The sequence below is a fragment of the Pseudomonas sp. BF-R-24 genome (genome assembly GCF_019947335.1).
In the GTDB taxonomy this organism is placed as follows: domain Bacteria; phylum Pseudomonadota; class Gammaproteobacteria; order Pseudomonadales; family Pseudomonadaceae; genus Aquipseudomonas; species Aquipseudomonas jessenii.
Genome location: NZ_JAGYGG010000008.1, coordinates 176,820 through 193,301, shown reverse-complemented (window position 1 = coordinate 193,301; position 16,482 = coordinate 176,820). Strand labels below are relative to the sequence as shown.

Below are 16,482 nucleotides of genomic sequence, written 5' to 3'. Positions count from 1 at the left end.
GTCCTCATTCCTTGATGCAATCGACGGTGTAGCACCGTCCACTGCCCTGATCTTCATGTTGCAATCCGTGCACATCAGCAACGAACCCCGGAAAACTGCTATCGAACGTGCGGGCAAACGCCAGGTAATCGATGATCGAGCGGGTCGACTCGGTAAAGCGCTCACCCGGCATGATCAGCGGAATGCCGGGTGGGTACGGCACCAGCATCACTGCAGCGATCCGCCCGTCCAGCGCATCGATCGACACGGCTTCGACTTCACCCCGCACCAATTGATCATAGGCGTCCGCCGGCTTCATCGCGACTTCCGGCAGAACGGTGTACATGCGCTTGAGGTGCCTGGCGGTGGCGTTGCTGCGATAACAGGCATGCAACTGATCGCACAGATCACGCAGCCCCATGCCCTGATAGCGTGCGACATTCTCTTGCGCCACACAGGGCAGGCAACTGGCCAGACCGACGTTGGCGTCGTAGCTGCGCTTGAACTCCAGCAGTTCGGTGAGCAGCGTGCTCCACTTGCCCTTGGTGATGCCCATGGAGAACAACACCAGGAACGAGTACAGCCCGGTCTTCTCGACCACCAGGCCGCGCTCCCACAGGAACTTGCTGACCACCGCCGCCGGAATCCCGCGCTCGCTGAGGGCGCCACCGGCCGTCAATCCCGGCATCACCAGCGTGACCTTGATCGGGTCGAGCAGCACATAGTCGTCGGTCACGCCGCCAAAGCCGTGCCAGTCGGCATCGGGTTGCAGCAACCAGTCCTCGGTGACGACCCGCTCGATGCCTTCCGCCGACGGCGGTTGCCAGATCGAGAACCACCAGTCATCGGCGGCAATGTGCTGGCGTAAATTGGCCAGCGCACGGCGAAAACTCAGGGCTTCGTCGAACATTTCCTGCAGCAGCGAACGCCCGGCCGGCCCTTCCATCATCGCCGAAGCCACATCCAGCGAGGCGATGATGCCGTACTGCGGCGAGGTCGAGATGTGCATCATGAATGCTTCGTTGAAGCGATCCCGATCCAGTTGCCGCGCACCGCCATCGCGCACGTGAATCATCGATGCCTGACTGAAGGCCGCCAGCAACTTGTGGGTCGAATGGGTGGTGAACACCAACGGGCTGTCTTCATCACGGGAGGTGCCCATGCCGTAGCGCCCGGCAAAGAACTCATGAAACGCTGCATAGGCGTACCAGGCCTCGTCGAAGTGCAACACCTCAACGCTATTGCCCAGTTGCTGTCTGATCAGCTCAGCGTTGTAGCAAAGGCCGTCATAGGTCGAATTGGTCACCACGGCAAGCTTGACCTTCGGGGAACGCCCCTTGGTCAGCGGACTGGCGTCGATCTTGGCCTGGATCGATTCGCGACTGAACTCACTCAGGGGAATCGGGCCGATGATCCCCAGTTCATTACGCTCCGGACACAAGTACAGTGGGATGGCGCCGGTCATGATGATCGAATGCAGCACCGACTTGTGGCAATTGCGGTCCACCAGCACCAGGTCATCGCGGGCGACCACCGAGTGCCAGACAATCTTGTTGGCCGTGGACGTGCCATTGATCACGAAAAAGGTGTGATCGGCGCCGAAATTGCGTGCTGCACGGGCCTCGGCTTCAGCCAGGGGGCCGGTATGATCGAGCAAGGAGCCGAGCTCCGGTACCGACACCGAAAGATCCGAGCGCAGGGTGTTTTCCCCGAAAAACTGGTGAAACGCCTGCCCGACCGGACTTTTGTGATACGCCACGCCACCGCCGTGACCGGGGGTGTGCCAGGAATAGTTGGAATCCGCCGTGTGCTGCACCAACGCCTTGAAAAACGGCGGCAGCAGGCCATCGAGGTATTTGCGCGCGGCGCGGGCCACCTGCCGGGCGAGAAAGGGCACGGTGTCCTCAAACAGATAAAGAATGCCGCGCAACTGATTGAGCTCGGCCATGGCGTCGGCGGGTGCGTTTTCCAGGGTCACTTTTTCGCCCAGGGCGAAGATCGGCAGATCCGGTGCACGCACCCGCGCCAGACCGATCAGTTCGGCCATGTTTTGCAACAAATGAGAATGGGTGCTGGCGTCTTCAGAGGCAATCAACATGCAGGACAGGCCGTGGTAAGTCGACGCCACCAGTCGTCCTTCGGTGTAGTCCACCGCCGAAACGACGCTGAACCCTTCCTGCTCCAGCTCCCGGGCAATCCCCCGCACGCGGTCACCGGCAACGCTGTCGGCCTTGATGTCGCGATGAACGATCAGGACCGGGAATTTCAAGTCTTTGTACATGAGGCTCAGCGTCCTGAGGCGGCAGACCAGAGCCTGCCAATCACCTCAGGGTAGAGTGTTGCAGCGGATGTGGCGAGCGGGATGCACCAACTTGTGGCGACGAGGGAGTTTCCCTGTGGCGAGTATCTGCCAAAGAAGGTGTTATGCCTGGGCTTCAGCCTCGGCCAACTGCACCCACAACGCGGGGGCACCAGCGGATTTGCCGATGATTTCCAGGCGCGCCGCGTGGCGGGCCAGGTCGTCTTCGCTGGCGCGGATGATGCGCGTCGGCTGACGGTCCGCCGGCAAACGGCGAATCTCGGTGGCCGAATTGTCCGCCCCTTCACCCGAGCCATTGCCATCGGAGGCGTTGCCGGCCAGGGACAGGCTGGTCTGCCCCCCGGTCATGGTCAGGTAGACGTCGGCAAGAATCTCGGAGTCGAGCAAGGCGCCGTGCAGTTCACGGCCGGAGTTGTCGACGCCATAGCGTTTGCACAGGGCGTCGAGGCTGTTGCGCTGCCCCGGGTGACGTTCCCGAGCCATCATCAGGGTGTCGAGGATCGAGCAGTGCTGCGTGATGTCCGCGCGGTCCTGTTGGCCCATCAGGGCGAATTCGTTGTTGATGAAGCCAACGTCGAACGCCGCGTTATGGATGATCAGCTGCGCGCCCTTGATGAACTCGAAGAACTCTTCGGCCACCTCGGCAAAACGCGGCTTGCCCACGAGGAATTCGTTGGTGATGCCGTGGACGCCGATCGCGCCCTCGTCACTTTCGCGATCGGGTTGCAAGTACACATGGAAGTGCCGGCCCGTCAGGCGTCGGCCGATCAACTCGACACAACCGATTTCGATAATCCGGTGGCCGTCGGTCACCGGCATGCCGGTGGTTTCGGTGTCGAGTACAACGGATCTGGTGGCCATCAGTGCTCAGCTCTCAATCGGTCAATCGTGCAAAAGCGGCGATGTTAACACGCTCGCCGGGGTCTTTCAGATACACCGAGTCGCCGCCTTCGCGAGCAAGCCCGCTCCCACATTGAATCGGCGTCGGCTCACAACTTTGTGGACGACACGAATCCAGTGTGGGAGCGGGCTTGCTCGCGAAGGCCACGGCGCGGTGCATCGGTAGTACCGAAATCAGCCCTGCTTGTACCCACGCACTTCATCCACACCACGGTTGGCCAACTGGTCGGCCCGTTCGTTGCCGTGATGGCCAATGTGTCCGCGCACCCATTTCCAGGTGACCTTGTGACGGTTGACCTGCTCGTCGAGCAACTTCCACAGGTCAGCGTTTTTCACCGGTTCCTTCGCCGCGGTTTTCCAGCCGCGCTTCTTCCAGTTGTCCATCCACTCGTTGATGCCTTTCATCACGTACTGCGAGTCGGTCACCAACAACACCTCGCAGGGACGCTTGAGCTCTTCCAGGCCACGGATCGCGCCCATCAGCTCCATGCGGTTGTTGGTGGTATTGGCTTCGCCGCCCCAGAGTTCCTTCTCGACGCCCTTGCACACCAGCAGTGCGCCCCAGCCGCCAGGACCAGGGTTGCCTTTGCAGGCGCCGTCGGTGAACAGTTCTACGCTATCGCTCATGCCAATCTATCCAGAAAATGCGCTGGCCCGCCGATCGCTGATCGACGACGCCCGAAGCCGGGACATGCCCGGCCACAAATGAAAAGTGTGTATTACGGTTCGATGTCGCGCCGGTTGACCTTTGCCATCGGCAACGGGATCAGCTTGCCCATCGGCTCGCGCCGCTCCTGACGGACCGGTCGCAGGCCCACCACGATCTTGCGCGCCACCAATAAATAGAAGCCGCCACCCGACAGTTGCCAGTCACCGGCCTTGCGCTCCCAACCGGCCAGGCGGGTCTGCCACGCCGGTGACGCAAGCGGCGGACGATAGCACCCGAAGCGGCGTTTCTCCAGCGCGAAACCCAGCAGGTTCAGCCAGTCGGCGACCCGTGACGGCGAAATGCAGCGCGCCTTGCGCAGCGCATCCTGTGCAAACACATGCCGCAGGCCCCAACTGCTCCAGGGGTTGATACCAATGATCAGCAAATGCCCGCCGGGGCGTACGCTGCTTGCCGCCTCGCGAAGCAGACCGTGGGGCGACAGGCAGAAATCCAGGCCATGCTGCAGCACCACCACATCGGCGGCATGCTCGCTCAGCGGCCAGGCCTGCTCCTCACAAACGATCTCGACCCCCGGCAACGGCGCACCAAGGCGTACATTGCGCTGTACCTGAGGGGCAGACGGCGGAGTCTGGGCCGAGGGACCGTAATGCACCAGATAGCCACCAAAGAACCGCCCGAGCTCGTCTTCGAGCATGCGCCGCTCTTCGTCCAGCAGAAATTGCCCGAGGGGACCGGCCAGCCACTCGCGGGCGGCGCTGATCAACGCCAGCCAGTCAGGATCGGCTTGTGCGAACGCTTTATCAGTCATTGCATTCTCCAACGCGCCAGGAAGTTCTAAGATGCGCCAATGTTTTCCGCTTGGCGAATCCGACGATGATACAGATCACTGCCCTGCCCGCCTTCACCGACAACTACATCTGGTTGTTACAAGACCACGGCAGCAAGCGCTGCGCGGTCGTCGACCCGGGTGATGCCGGCCCCGTACAAGCCTGGCTTGCGGCCAATCCGGGCTGGGTACTGAGTGATATTTTGATCACTCATCACCATCATGACCACGTCGGCGGCGTCGAACAGCTGAAAAAAGCGACGGACGCGAAAGTCTATGGTCCGGCCAGCGAAACGATCCCGGCGCGGGACGTTGCGCTCAAGGACAACGACAAGGTCTGTGTGCTCGGCTGGGACTTCGACGTCCTCGCGGTCCCCGGCCACACCCTGGGGCACATCGCCTATTACCATCACGGCTTGCTGTTCTGCGGCGACACACTGTTTGCCGCCGGCTGCGGACGCTTGTTCGAAGGCACGCCACAACAAATGTACAGTTCGCTGACACGCCTCGCCGGGTTGCCGGAAGACACGCTGGTGTACTGCACCCATGAATACACCCTCGGCAACCTGAAGTTTGCCGCGGCCGTCGAACCGAACAACCCGCACACCGCCGAGCGCCTGGCCAAAGTCACCCGCCAACGGGAATCCGGGATCATGACGCTGCCGTCGACACTGGCGCTGGAAAAGCTCACAAACCCGTTTTTGCGCTCCGGCGAAACATCCGTTAAAGAAAAAGCGGACGAACGGACCGGCACCGATAACTCGGCGCCCGATATGGTTTTTGCGGCGCTTCGAGCGTGGAAAGACAGGTTCTAAAGAGGCCTATCAAGATTGCAACAATTCTGAAAGGTTGACCGCGCAGGGTGCGCTTCCTAGAATCGCCCGACATTTTTGCCCGGAACTTACTTCCAGCCAATGTCGTCACCTATTCGCAAAGCCATCAGTTCAGACGCATTGACCCGCTTGGCTCAAGCCATTGCGGTGGCTGTGTCCGCCACCCTGGCGGGCTGTTCCAGCCATGCGCCGCAGACCGATGCGGCGCACACGCAGAACATCGCCGCTCGCGCCAAGCAGAAGCCGATCTGGCTCAGCGAAAAACCCAGCCCGCAAATTCCCCAGGACGTCTGGGAGCGCATGCGCCAAGGCTTCCAGCTGCAAGACGGGCTGGGCGTCAACCCGCGCATCGAGCAACAGCGCCTGTGGTTCGCCAGCAATCCATCTTTCCTCGAAAACGCCGGCGAGCGTGGCAGCCTCTACATTCACTACATCGTCGAACGCCTTGAAGAACGCAACATGCCGCTGGAACTGGCCCTGCTGCCAGTGATCGAAAGCGCCTACAACCCGATGGCCTATTCCCGGGCCAACGCGGTGGGTCTTTGGCAGTTCATCCCGTCCACCGGGCGTTACTTCAACCTGCGTCAAACCCGCTTCTATGATGGCCGTCGCGACATCACCGCGTCGACCACCGCCGCCCTGGATTACCTGACCCGCCTGCACGACATGTTCAACGGCGACTGGATGCTGGCCCTGGCGGCCTACAACGCCGGCGAAGGCACCGTCAGCCGGGCCATTGAGCGCAATGAACGCCTCGGCCTGCCGACCGACTACTGGAACCTGCCGCTGCCCTCTGAAACCCAGGCCTATGTGCCAAAGTTGCTGGCACTGTCACAGGTGGTGATGGCGCCGGAAGCCTACGGCGTGAACCTCAATCCGATCGCCAACGAGCCCTACTTCCAGGTCGTCGAAATCAACCAGCGCATGGACCTGTCCAAGGTTGCTGAAGTTGCCAACATCGACGAAGACGAACTGTTCCAGCTCAACCCGGCCTTCAAGCAGCGCACCACCCTCGATGGCCCGCAGCATCTGCTGGTGCCGACCTCCAAGGCGCAATTGCTGACCAGCAGCCTGCAGACCATGCGTCCTGAAGAACTGATCAGCAAGAAATCGCTCAAGCCGGTCTTCGAAGGTGCCGACGACAGCCAGGTCGCCAGCGTCAAGCGTTCCTATCGGGTCAAGCGGGGTGACAACCTCGGTTCCATCGCCAAGGCCAACAACGTTGACGTGAAGGACCTGCAACGCTGGAACAAACTGAGCGGCAAGAACCTCAAGCCCGGCCAGACCCTGGTCATGCAGGACAACGGCAAACGCAACGCCGGGCGCGTCAACACCGTGATTGCAGCCAATACCAAGAAACAGCAGGCCAAGTACAAGGTCCAGCAAGGCGACTCGCTGTACATCGTGGCCAAGCGCTTCAACGTAGAGATGCAGCACCTCAAGCGCTGGAACCCGCGTGTCGGCCAGGCGCTCAAGCCTGGTCAGATGTTGACGGTGGCCAATCCGCACTAACTGTAGGAGCGAGCCTGCTCGCGAAAAACCCAAGGGCACCGAGTTGATTCAGGCGTCCCGTGTCATCGTTGACCACCATCGCGAGCAAGCTCGCTCCTACAGAGATTGCGACCCGCCGATATTGCGCAATCACCCACCGTCTTTTTCCTGTCCATACAAGCTGTTACTGTACGGTCCACAAAGCCCAAGCCGCCTGGATCGGATCCCCTATTTGAAGCGTCCCCTGCCCCTGCTCCTGATCAGCCTGGCCTTGAGCTCCACCGCAAGCGCGACGATCAGCGAAAGCCATGGTTATGCGCAGTTCGGCACGCTCAAGTACCCGGCCCGATTTACCCACTTCGACTGGGTCAACCCGCAAGCGCCCAAGGGCGGTACTTTGCGGGTGATGGCGTTTGGCACCTTCGACACGCTCAACCCCTACACCTTCAAGGGCACCAGCCCGGTCACCACGCCGAGTTTCCTGCAATACGGCATCAACGAGCTCAACGAACCGCTGATGGTCGGCACGGGGCAGTACGCACCTTCGGGTGACGAGCCCGCGTCCAGCTACGGCCTGATTGCCCAGTCGGTGGAGTACAACGAGAACCGCAGCTGGGTGGTGTTCAACCTGCGTCCCGAAGCACGCTTCCATGACGGCACGCCGATCACTGCCTACGACGTCGCGTTCTCCTATCGCGTGTTGCTCAAGGAAGGCCATCCGCTGTACCGCACCAGTCTTCAGGAAGTGTCGCGGGTCGACATCCTCAACCCGCAGCGCATCCGTTTCGTGTTCAAGCGAGCCGGCAATCCGCTGCTGATCCTGCGCCTGGGTGAAATGCCGGTGCTGGCGCAGCACTACTGGAAAGGCCGCGACTTCAAGGCCACCACTTTCGAGCCGCCGCTGGGCAGCGGGCCGTATCGCATCACCTCGGTTACGCCAGGACGACAGATCGTCTTCGAACGGGTCAAGGATTACTGGGGCAAAGACCTGCCGGTCAATCGCGGCAAGTACAACTTCGACCACATGGAAGTCGAGTTCTACCGTGACAGCGTCGTGGCGTTCGAGGCGTTCAAGGCCGGTGAGTTCGACATCTATATCGAGCACCAGGCGAAGAACTGGGACACCGGCTACAACTTCCCCGCCGTACGCCGCGGCGAGGTGATCAAGGCGCAGATTCCCCATCAGATCCCGACCCAGACCCAGGGCCTGTTCATGAACAGCCGCCGTCCGGCTTTCTCGGACACCAAGGTCCGTGAAGCGCTGGGGCTGATGTTCAACTTTGAATGGACCAACCGCTCGCTGTTCGGCGGCGCCTACCAACGCGCCATGAGCTATTACCCCAACAGCGAGTTCTCGGCCAGCGGTTTGCCGGTCGGACATGAATGGCTGCTGCTCAAGCCCTATCGCGAGCAACTGCCGGCCAGGCTCTTTACCGAGCCGTTCAGCCTGCCGCAGACCGATGGCCGCGGCATTCCCCGGGAGACCCTGCGCAAAGCCCTCGGCCTGCTCGCCGAAGCCGGCTGGAAGCTCAATGGCCAGCGCCTGCAAAACACCGCCGGGCAGCCTCTGCGCCTGGAACTGCTGCTGGTCAACCCGAACCTGGAACGCATCCTCCAACCTTACGTCGAGAACCTGGCCAGCATCGGCATCGACGCGCGGCTGCGCACGGTCGATCGCGCGCAATACAAGCAGCGCCTCGACCAGTTCGATTTCGACATGATTCTGATGACCCTCAACCAGACGCTCAGCCCGGGCCTGGAACAATGGCAGTACTTTCACTCCAGCCAGGCCGGGGTCAAGGGCAGCAAGAACTACGCCGGCATTGCCAACCCGGTGGTCGACCATTTGCTCGAACAGTTGCTGGCCGCCCGGACCCGCGATGAACAGGTCGCCGCCAGCAAGGCCCTCGACCGCGTGCTGCTGTGGCAGCACTACATCGTTCCCAACTGGTACCTCAATTATCACCGCCTGGGGTACCGCAACCGGCTCGCCTTCGTCACCACGCCGCCCTACACCCTGGGCCTGAACGCGTGGTGGCTGAAATCTTCGGAGAAAGATCAATGAAACCCATCCGTGCCCTGCTCCTGCAGGCCAGCGGTCTGCTGTTCGCCGGGCTGGCCTGCGCCGCCCCGCAACATGCCGTGACCCTGTATAACGAACCGCCGAAATACCCGGCCGATTTCAAACACTTCGACTACGTCAACCCGGACGCGCCCAAGGGCGGGATTTTCCGCCAGGCCGGTTTCGGCGGCTTCGACAGCCTTAACCCCTTCATCAGCAAAGGCGTGCCGGCGGACGATATCGGCATGATCTACGACACCCTGGCCAAGCAAGGCCTGGACGAGCCGTTCACCGAGTACGGCTTGATCGCCCGCCTGATCGAGAAAGCCCCGGACAACGCCTGGGTGCGCTTCTACCTGCGCCCGGAGGCACGCTTCCATGACGGCCATCCGATTCGCGCCGAGGACGTGGTGTTCAGCTTCCAGATGCTGACCAAGGACGGCGCGCCGATGTACCGCGGCTACTACAGCGATGTGGCCGAAGTGATCGCCGAAGACCCGCTCACCGTACTGTTCAAGTTCAAGCACACCAACAACCGCGAACTGCCGCTGATCCTCGGCCAGTTGCCGGTACTGCCCAAACACTGGTGGGCCGACCGTGACTTCAACAAGGGCAACCTGGAAATTCCGCTGGGCAGTGGCCCGTACAAGGTCGGCGAAGTGAAAGCCGGACGCTCGGTGCGATACGAGCGGGTCAAGGACTACTGGGGCAAGGACCTGCCGGTCAATCGCGGTTTCTACAACTTCGACGTGATGACCACCGACTACTACCGCGACAACACCGTGGCCCTGGAAGCGCTCAAGGCCGGGCAGTTCGACTACTGGCTGGAAATGACCGCGAAGAACTGGGCCAACGCCTACAACATTGCGGCGGTCACCGAAGGTCGACTGGTCAAGGAACAGATTCCCAACGGCAATCCCACCGGCATGCAAGGGTTCGTATTCAATATGCGCCGCCCGGTGTTCCAGGATGTGCGGGTGCGCCAGGCCCTGTCGCTGTTGCTGGATTTCGAATGGACCAACAAGCAACTGTTCAACGGTGCCTACGCGCGTACCCGCAGTTACTTCGAGAACTCGGAAATGGCCGCCACCGGCCTGCCTGACACCGATCAGGTGGCGATCCTCGAACCGTTCCGCAGCAAGCTGGCGCCGCAGGTGTTCAACGAAGCCTTCCAGAACCCGACCACCGACGGCAGCGGCATGATCCGCGCCCAGCAACGGCAAGCCTATCAATTGCTGCAGGAGGCCGGCTGGCGCATCGTCGATGACAAGATGGTCGATGCCACCGGCAAGCCGGTGGTCATCGAGTTCCTGTTGGCCCAGACCGAATTCGAACGGGTGCTGCTGCCGTTCAAACGCAACCTGAGCGACCTGGGCATCGACCTGGTGATCCGCCGGGTCGACGTCTCGCAGTACATCAACCGCGTGCGTTCCCGGGACTTCGACATGATCGTCGGCAGCTTCCCGCAGTCCAACTCGCCGGGTAACGAACAACGGGAATTCTGGATGTCGGACGCCGCCGACAAGCCCGGCAGCCGCAACTCCATGGGCCTGAAGGATCCGGTGGTCGATCAACTGGTCGAGCAACTGATCAACGCCGATTCGCGCAACAGCCTGGTGGCGCACGCCCGCGCGCTGGACCGAGTTCTGCAATGGGGCTATTACGTAATACCCAACTGGCACATCAAGACCTGGCGCGTGGCGTACTGGAACCACATCGGCCATCCCAAGGTCTCGCCTAAATACGATATCGGCACGGCCACCTGGTGGGTCAAACCGGACATCAAGCCGGCAATAGAAGTCGAAACCACACTGCAGGCCGATCCTGCGGGCACGGAGTAATCAGATGCTGGCGTACATTTTTCGGCGACTGTTGCTCATCATTCCGACCCTGTTCGGCATTCTGCTGATCAACTTCGTGATCATCCAGGCGGCCCCCGGTGGGCCGGTGGAACAGATGATCGCCAAGCTCGAAGGCTTCGAAGGCGCCACCAGCCGCATCGCCGGCGGCGGTGCCGAAGTCTCGGTGGCAGGCTCGGCCTATCGCGGCGCCCAGGGCCTGGACCCGGCGCTGATCAAGGAAATCGAGCACATGTACGGCTTCGACAAATCGGCGCCGGAACGCTTGTGGATCATGGTCAAGAACTATGCATCCCTGGATTTCGGCGACAGCTTCTTCCGCGACGCCAAGGTCATCGACCTGATCAAGGAAAAGATGCCGGTGTCGATCTCCCTCGGGCTGTGGAGCACGCTGATCATGTACCTGGTGTCGATCCCGCTGGGGATCGCCAAGGCCAAGCGGCACGGCAGCCACTTCGACGTCTGGACCAGTTCGGCGATCATTGTCGGCTACGCGATCCCGGCGTTCCTGTTCGCCATCCTGTTGATCGTGGTGTTCGCCGGCGGCAGTTACCTGGACTGGTTCCCCTTGCGCGGGCTGACCTCGAACAACTTCGACGAACTGAGCATGGGCGGAAAGATCCTCGACTACTTCTGGCACCTGGCACTGCCGGTGACCGCGCTGGTCATCGGCAACTTCGCAACCATGACCCTGCTGACCAAAAACAGCTTCCTCGACGAGATCAACAAGCAGTACGTGATCACCGCCAGGGCCAAGGGCCTGACCAACCACCGCGTGCTGTACGGCCACGTGTTCCGCAACGCCATGCTGCTGGTGATCGCCGGGTTTCCTTCGGCCTTCATCGGCATCTTCTTCACCGGCTCGTTGCTGGTGGAGGTGATCTTCTCCCTCGACGGCCTTGGCCTGATGAGTTTCGAGGCGGCGATCAACCGCGATTACCCGGTGGTGTTCGGCACGCTGTTCATCTTCACCCTGCTCGGGCTGGTGGTGAAACTGATCGGCGACCTCACCTACACCTTTGTCGATCCGCGCATCGACTTCGAAAGCCGGGAGCATTGAGATGAACCTGTCCCCTCTCAATCGCCGCCGCTTCGAACTGTTCAAGGCCAACAAGCGTGGCTGGTGGTCGCTGTGGCTGTTCCTGATCCTGTTTGGCGCAAGCCTGGGTGCCGAGTTGATCGCCAACGACAAGCCGCTGGTGGTGCACTACGACAACAACTGGTACTTCCCGGCGCTCAAACGCTACCCGGAAACCACCTTCGGCGGCGAATTTCCGCTGGAAGCCAACTACAAGAGCCCGTACATCCGCGAACTGCTCAAGGCCAAAGACGCCTGGGTGCTGTGGGCGCCGATTCCCTACAGCTACCAGAGCATCAACTACGACCTGAAAGTCCCGGCCCCGGCCCCGCCCTCGACGGACAACCTGCTGGGCACCGACGATCAGGGCCGCGACGTGCTGGCCCGGGTGATCTACGGTTTCCGCATTTCGGTGCTGTTCGCCCTGACCCTGACCGTGCTCAGCTCGATCATCGGCGTGATCGCCGGGGCCTTGCAGGGTTTCTACGGCGGCTGGGTGGATCTGGCCGGGCAGCGCTTCCTGGAAATCTGGTCCGGATTGCCGGTGCTGTACCTGCTGATCATCCTTGCCAGTTTCGTGCAGCCAAACTTCTGGTGGTTGCTGGGGATCATGCTGCTGTTCTCATGGATGAGCCTGGTCGACGTGGTGCGCGCCGAGTTCCTGCGCGGGCGCAACCTGGAATACGTACGCGCCGCCCGCGCCCTGGGCATGCAGAACGGCGCGATCATGTTCCGTCACATCCTGCCCAACGCGATGGTTTCGACCATGACCTTCATGCCGTTCATCCTCACCGGCGCCATCGGTACGCTGACCGCCCTGGACTTCCTCGGCTTCGGCTTGCCGGCGGGCAGCCCGTCCCTGGGTGAACTGGTGGCCCAGGGCAAATCCAACCTGCAGGCGCCGTGGCTGGGCATCAGCGCCTTCGCCGTGCTGGCCTTGATGTTGAGTCTGCTGGTGTTCATCGGCGAGTCCGCTCGCGATGCCTTCGACCCGAGGAAGTGAAATGAATCAGCACAATCTGATCGAAGTACGCGACCTGTCCGTCAATTTTGTCGTCGGTAATCGCTGCCAGCGGGCGGTCGAAGGCGTCAGCTTCGACATCAAGCGCGGTGAAACCCTGGCGTTGGTCGGCGAGAGCGGTTCCGGCAAGTCGGTCACCGCACACTCGATCCTGCGCCTGCTGCCCTACCCGCTCGCCCGGCATCCGTCCGGCACCATCTTGTATTCCGGGCAGAACCTGCTGGACCTGAAAGAAAAAACCATCCGCCACATTCGCGGCAACCGGATTGCGATGATCTTCCAGGAGCCGATGACCTCGCTCAATCCCCTGCACTCGATCGAGAAACAGATCAATGAAGTGCTGGGCATCCACAAGGGCCTGACCGGCAAGGTTGCGACCAAACGCACCCTGGAGCTGCTGGAGATGGTCGGCATCCCCGAGCCGCACAAGCGACTCAAGGCCCTGCCCCACGAATTGTCCGGCGGCCAGCGTCAGCGGGTGATGATCGCCATGGCCCTGGCCAACGAGCCGGAACTGCTGATCGCCGACGAGCCGACCACCGCGCTGGACGTGACCGTTCAGCTGAAAATCCTCGAATTGCTCAAGGAATTGCAGGCCCGATTGGGCATGGCCCTGCTGCTGATCAGCCATGATTTGAACCTTGTGCGAAGAATTGCGCACCGCGTATGTGTCATGCAGCAAGGTTGCATCGTCGAACAGGCATCGTGCGAAGAACTGTTCCGCGCGCCGCAGCATCCGTACACTCGGGAACTGCTGGCAGCGGAGCCCGGCGGCAAGCCTGCAAGCAACGTGATCGGCCCGCCCTTGCTGGCGGTCGAGGACCTCAAAGTCTGGTTTCCGATCAAGAAAGGCCTGCTCAAGCGCACGGTGGATTACGTCAAGGCGGTCGACGGCATCAATTTCAGCCTGCCCCAGGGCCAGACCCTGGGGATAGTGGGAGAAAGCGGTTCCGGCAAATCGACCCTGGGCCTGGCAATTTTGCGGTTGATCGCCAGCAAGGGCGCCATCCGCTTTGAAGGCCAGCAGCTAGACTGCCTGACGCAGCAACAGGTCAGGCCGCTGCGACGGGAGATGCAAGTGGTGTTTCAGGACCCGTTCGGCAGCCTGAGCCCGCGGATGTGCGTGAGCCAGATCGTTGGCGAAGGCCTGCGGATCCACAAGATGGGCACCGAGGCGGAACAGGAACAAGCGATCATTGCAGCACTCAAGGAGGTAGGTCTGGATCCGGAAACCCGGCACCGCTACCCCCACGAATTTTCCGGCGGGCAACGGCAGAGAATCGCCATTGCCCGGGCATTGGTGTTAAAACCGGCGTTGATTTTGCTGGACGAGCCGACTTCGGCCCTCGACCGCACGGTACAACGCCAGGTAGTGGAGCTTTTGCGTTCACTGCAAACCAAGTACAACCTGACGTATCTGTTTATCAGCCATGACCTGGCTGTGGTGAAAGCGCTGAGCCACCAGTTGATGGTGGTCAAGCATGGCCAAGTGGTCGAACAGGGAGACGCGCAAAGCATTTTTGCCGCCCCCCAACATCCGTATACACAGCAGTTGCTGGAAGCCGCTTTTTTGGCTCCGGCCACTGCGCAATAACCTGAAAGAGGAGCAACACATGGGTTTTCTCGCCGGTAAGCGCGTACTGATCGTCGGTGTCGCCAGCAAGCTGTCCATCGCATCCGGCATCGCTGCCGCCATGCATCGCGAGGGCGCTGAGCTTGCCTTCACTTATCAGAACGACAAACTCAAGGGTCGTGTCGAAGAGTTCGCACAAGGCTGGGGTTCGAGCCCTGAGCTGTGCTTCCCGTGCGATGTGGCCAGCGATGAAGAAATCGCCAAGGTCTTCGAAGCGCTGAGCAAGAAGTGGGACGGCCTGGACTGCATCGTGCACTCCGTCGGCTTCGCCCCGGGCGACCAACTGGACGGCGACTTCACCGAAGCCACCACCCGCGAAGGTTTCCGCATCTCCCACGACATCAGCGCCTACAGCTTCGTGGCCCTGGCCAAGGCTGGCCGCGAAATGATGAAAGGCCGCAACGGCAGCCTGCTGACCCTGTCGTACCTGGGCGCCGAGCGCACCATGCCGAACTACAACGTCATGGGCATGGCCAAGGCTTCCCTGGAAGCCGGCGTACGTTACCTGGCCGGCTCCCTGGGCCCGGACGGTACTCGCGTCAACTGCGTATCGGCAGGTCCCATCCGCACCCTCGCCGCTTCCGGCATCAAGAACTTCCGCAAGATGCTGGCCGCCAACGAAGCGCAAACCCCGCTGCGCCGCAACGTCACCATCGAAGAAGTCGGCAACGCCGGCGCCTTCCTGTGCTCGGACCTGGCGTCCGGCATCAGCGGTGAAATCATGTACGTGGACGGTGGCTTCAACACCACGGCCATGGGCAGCATCGAAGAGTAATCTTCGGTCAGCCAAAAAAACCCGCCGCTTTTGGCGGGTTTTTTATGCCTGCGATTTCCCGGACAAACACAATCCCCCTGTGGGAGCGGGCTTGCTCGCGAAAGCGGTGTGCCAGTCAACATCAATGCTGAATCTGAAGCCGTCTTCGCGAGCAAGCCCGCTCCCACAGGGTTAGTGTTATGTCAGGCATTGCGCAAACAACTGCTGAATCGGCTGCATCCGCTGGCTATAGCGCTGCAACAGCACGATCTCCCGATGGAAGGTCAGTTCGCCCAGTGGGACGATCCGCACCCCGGCCCCATGCTCCAGCCACAGCCCCGCCTCCGGCAACAACGAAACCCCCAACCCACACTCGACCATTTTGACAATGGCCTCCAGTTCATCCAGCTCCAGCGCCACGTGCACCTCGATCTGCCGTTCGCGCAGAAACCGCGTCACCAGCCGCCCGCCAAACGAATTGCGGTCGTAGCGCACATGAGGGTGCTCGGCGAGCAGTTGCAGCGGATCATCGCCGTCCAGGTCCGCCGGTACGATCAGCACGAACGGTTCCCGGCGAATGACCTGCGCAGACAATTCCTTGGGCAACTCAAACGGCGGCTTGATCAGAATCGCCAGGTCCACTTCTCCCGTGTCGACCTGACTCAGCAGGTTCAGTGACACACCGGGCACCAGCTTGGGCTCCAGCAAGGGCGCCAGTTGGCGCAAGCGCAGCAGCGCCTGGGGCAGCAGCCCGGTCTGAGCAGTCGCCACTGCGCCGATTCTCAGTTCGCCACGGTACTCGCTGACATCGTCGCTGACGGCCATGCGGCTGAAGGTCTCGAGCATTTCCCTGGCCATCGGCACCGCACGCTGCCCCGCCGCGTTGAGCAGCGCCTGGCGGCCGGTGCGGTCGAACAGACGGATGCCAAGGGCTTGTTCCAGGTTGCGAATCTGCGCGCTGACCGCCGACTGCGTCAGGCCGATGTGCATGCCCGCTGCCGCGAACGTGCCGTAACGCGCCACCGCGATAAAGGTTTTCAGTTCGCGCAGCATGGT

13 protein-coding genes are annotated in these 16,482 nt (G+C 61.5%); 8 read left to right on the top strand and 5 right to left on the bottom strand.

Going from position 1 to position 16,482, the window contains the following annotated elements:
* Positions 1-4 precede the first annotated feature (4 nt).
* The 4 genes from KGA98_RS09470 to KGA98_RS09455 form a co-directional block, all read right to left on the bottom strand.
* Positions 5-2,260, bottom strand: coding sequence for an Orn/Lys/Arg decarboxylase N-terminal domain-containing protein (locus tag KGA98_RS09470; protein ID WP_223502167.1), 2,256 nt, complete (start codon positions 2,258-2,260; stop codon positions 5-7).
* A 141-nt stretch (positions 2,261-2,401) separates the two neighbouring features.
* On the bottom strand, positions 2,402-3,160 hold the full coding sequence (dnaQ, locus tag KGA98_RS09465) for a DNA polymerase III subunit epsilon (RefSeq protein ID WP_046037200.1): 759 nt from the start codon (positions 3,158-3,160) through the stop codon (positions 2,402-2,404).
* Between the two features lie 213 nt (positions 3,161-3,373).
* Positions 3,374-3,826, bottom strand: a complete 453-nt coding sequence (gene rnhA, locus KGA98_RS09460; RefSeq protein ID WP_007979123.1) for a ribonuclease HI — start codon at positions 3,824-3,826, stop codon at positions 3,374-3,376.
* Between the two features lie 92 nt (positions 3,827-3,918).
* Positions 3,919-4,677 (bottom strand): class I SAM-dependent methyltransferase, encoded by a 759-nt coding sequence (locus KGA98_RS09455; protein ID WP_223502166.1) that lies wholly within the window; start codon positions 4,675-4,677, stop codon positions 3,919-3,921.
* Between the two features lie 65 nt (positions 4,678-4,742).
* Here KGA98_RS09455 and gloB point away from each other — a divergent pair, with 65 nt between their 5' ends.
* From gloB to fabI, 8 genes are all read left to right on the top strand, one after another.
* Positions 4,743-5,510, top strand: a complete 768-nt coding sequence (gene gloB / locus KGA98_RS09450; protein WP_057715032.1) for a hydroxyacylglutathione hydrolase — start codon at positions 4,743-4,745, stop codon at positions 5,508-5,510.
* Positions 5,511-5,609: 99 nt separating this feature from the next.
* Positions 5,610-7,040, top strand: coding sequence for a transglycosylase SLT domain-containing protein (locus KGA98_RS09445; RefSeq protein ID WP_223502165.1), 1,431 nt, complete (start codon positions 5,610-5,612; stop codon positions 7,038-7,040).
* 223 nt (positions 7,041-7,263) lie between these two features.
* A complete protein-coding gene (locus KGA98_RS09440; protein ID WP_411736662.1) occupies positions 7,264-9,084 on the top strand; it encodes an extracellular solute-binding protein in 1,821 nt (606 codons plus the stop codon).
* A complete protein-coding gene (locus KGA98_RS09435) occupies positions 9,081-10,922 on the top strand; it encodes an extracellular solute-binding protein (protein ID WP_223502163.1) in 1,842 nt (613 codons plus the stop codon). Before KGA98_RS09440 ends, KGA98_RS09435 begins: the two co-directional genes overlap by 4 nt.
* A 4-nt stretch (positions 10,923-10,926) precedes the next feature.
* Entirely contained in the window at positions 10,927-12,000 is a 1,074-nt protein-coding gene (locus tag KGA98_RS09430; protein WP_057715036.1) for a microcin C ABC transporter permease YejB, read from the top strand.
* Between the two features lies 1 nt (position 12,001).
* Positions 12,002-13,021: an ABC transporter permease gene (locus KGA98_RS09425; protein WP_007999322.1), complete on the top strand. Its 1,020-nt coding sequence runs from the start codon at positions 12,002-12,004 to the stop codon at positions 13,019-13,021.
* Position 13,022: 1 nt separating this feature from the next.
* Positions 13,023-14,633, top strand: coding sequence for an ABC transporter ATP-binding protein (locus tag KGA98_RS09420; RefSeq protein ID WP_090455008.1), 1,611 nt, complete (start codon positions 13,023-13,025; stop codon positions 14,631-14,633).
* Positions 14,634-14,652: 19 nt separating this feature from the next.
* Positions 14,653-15,447: an enoyl-ACP reductase FabI gene (gene fabI / locus KGA98_RS09415; RefSeq protein ID WP_085725145.1), complete on the top strand. Its 795-nt coding sequence runs from the start codon at positions 14,653-14,655 to the stop codon at positions 15,445-15,447.
* 177 nt (positions 15,448-15,624) lie between these two features.
* Here the strand turns inward: fabI and KGA98_RS09410 are convergent, their stop codons facing one another.
* Positions 15,625-16,479, bottom strand: a complete 855-nt coding sequence (locus KGA98_RS09410) for a LysR family transcriptional regulator (RefSeq protein ID WP_223502162.1) — start codon at positions 16,477-16,479, stop codon at positions 15,625-15,627.
* Between the last annotated feature and the right edge of the window lie 3 nt (positions 16,480-16,482).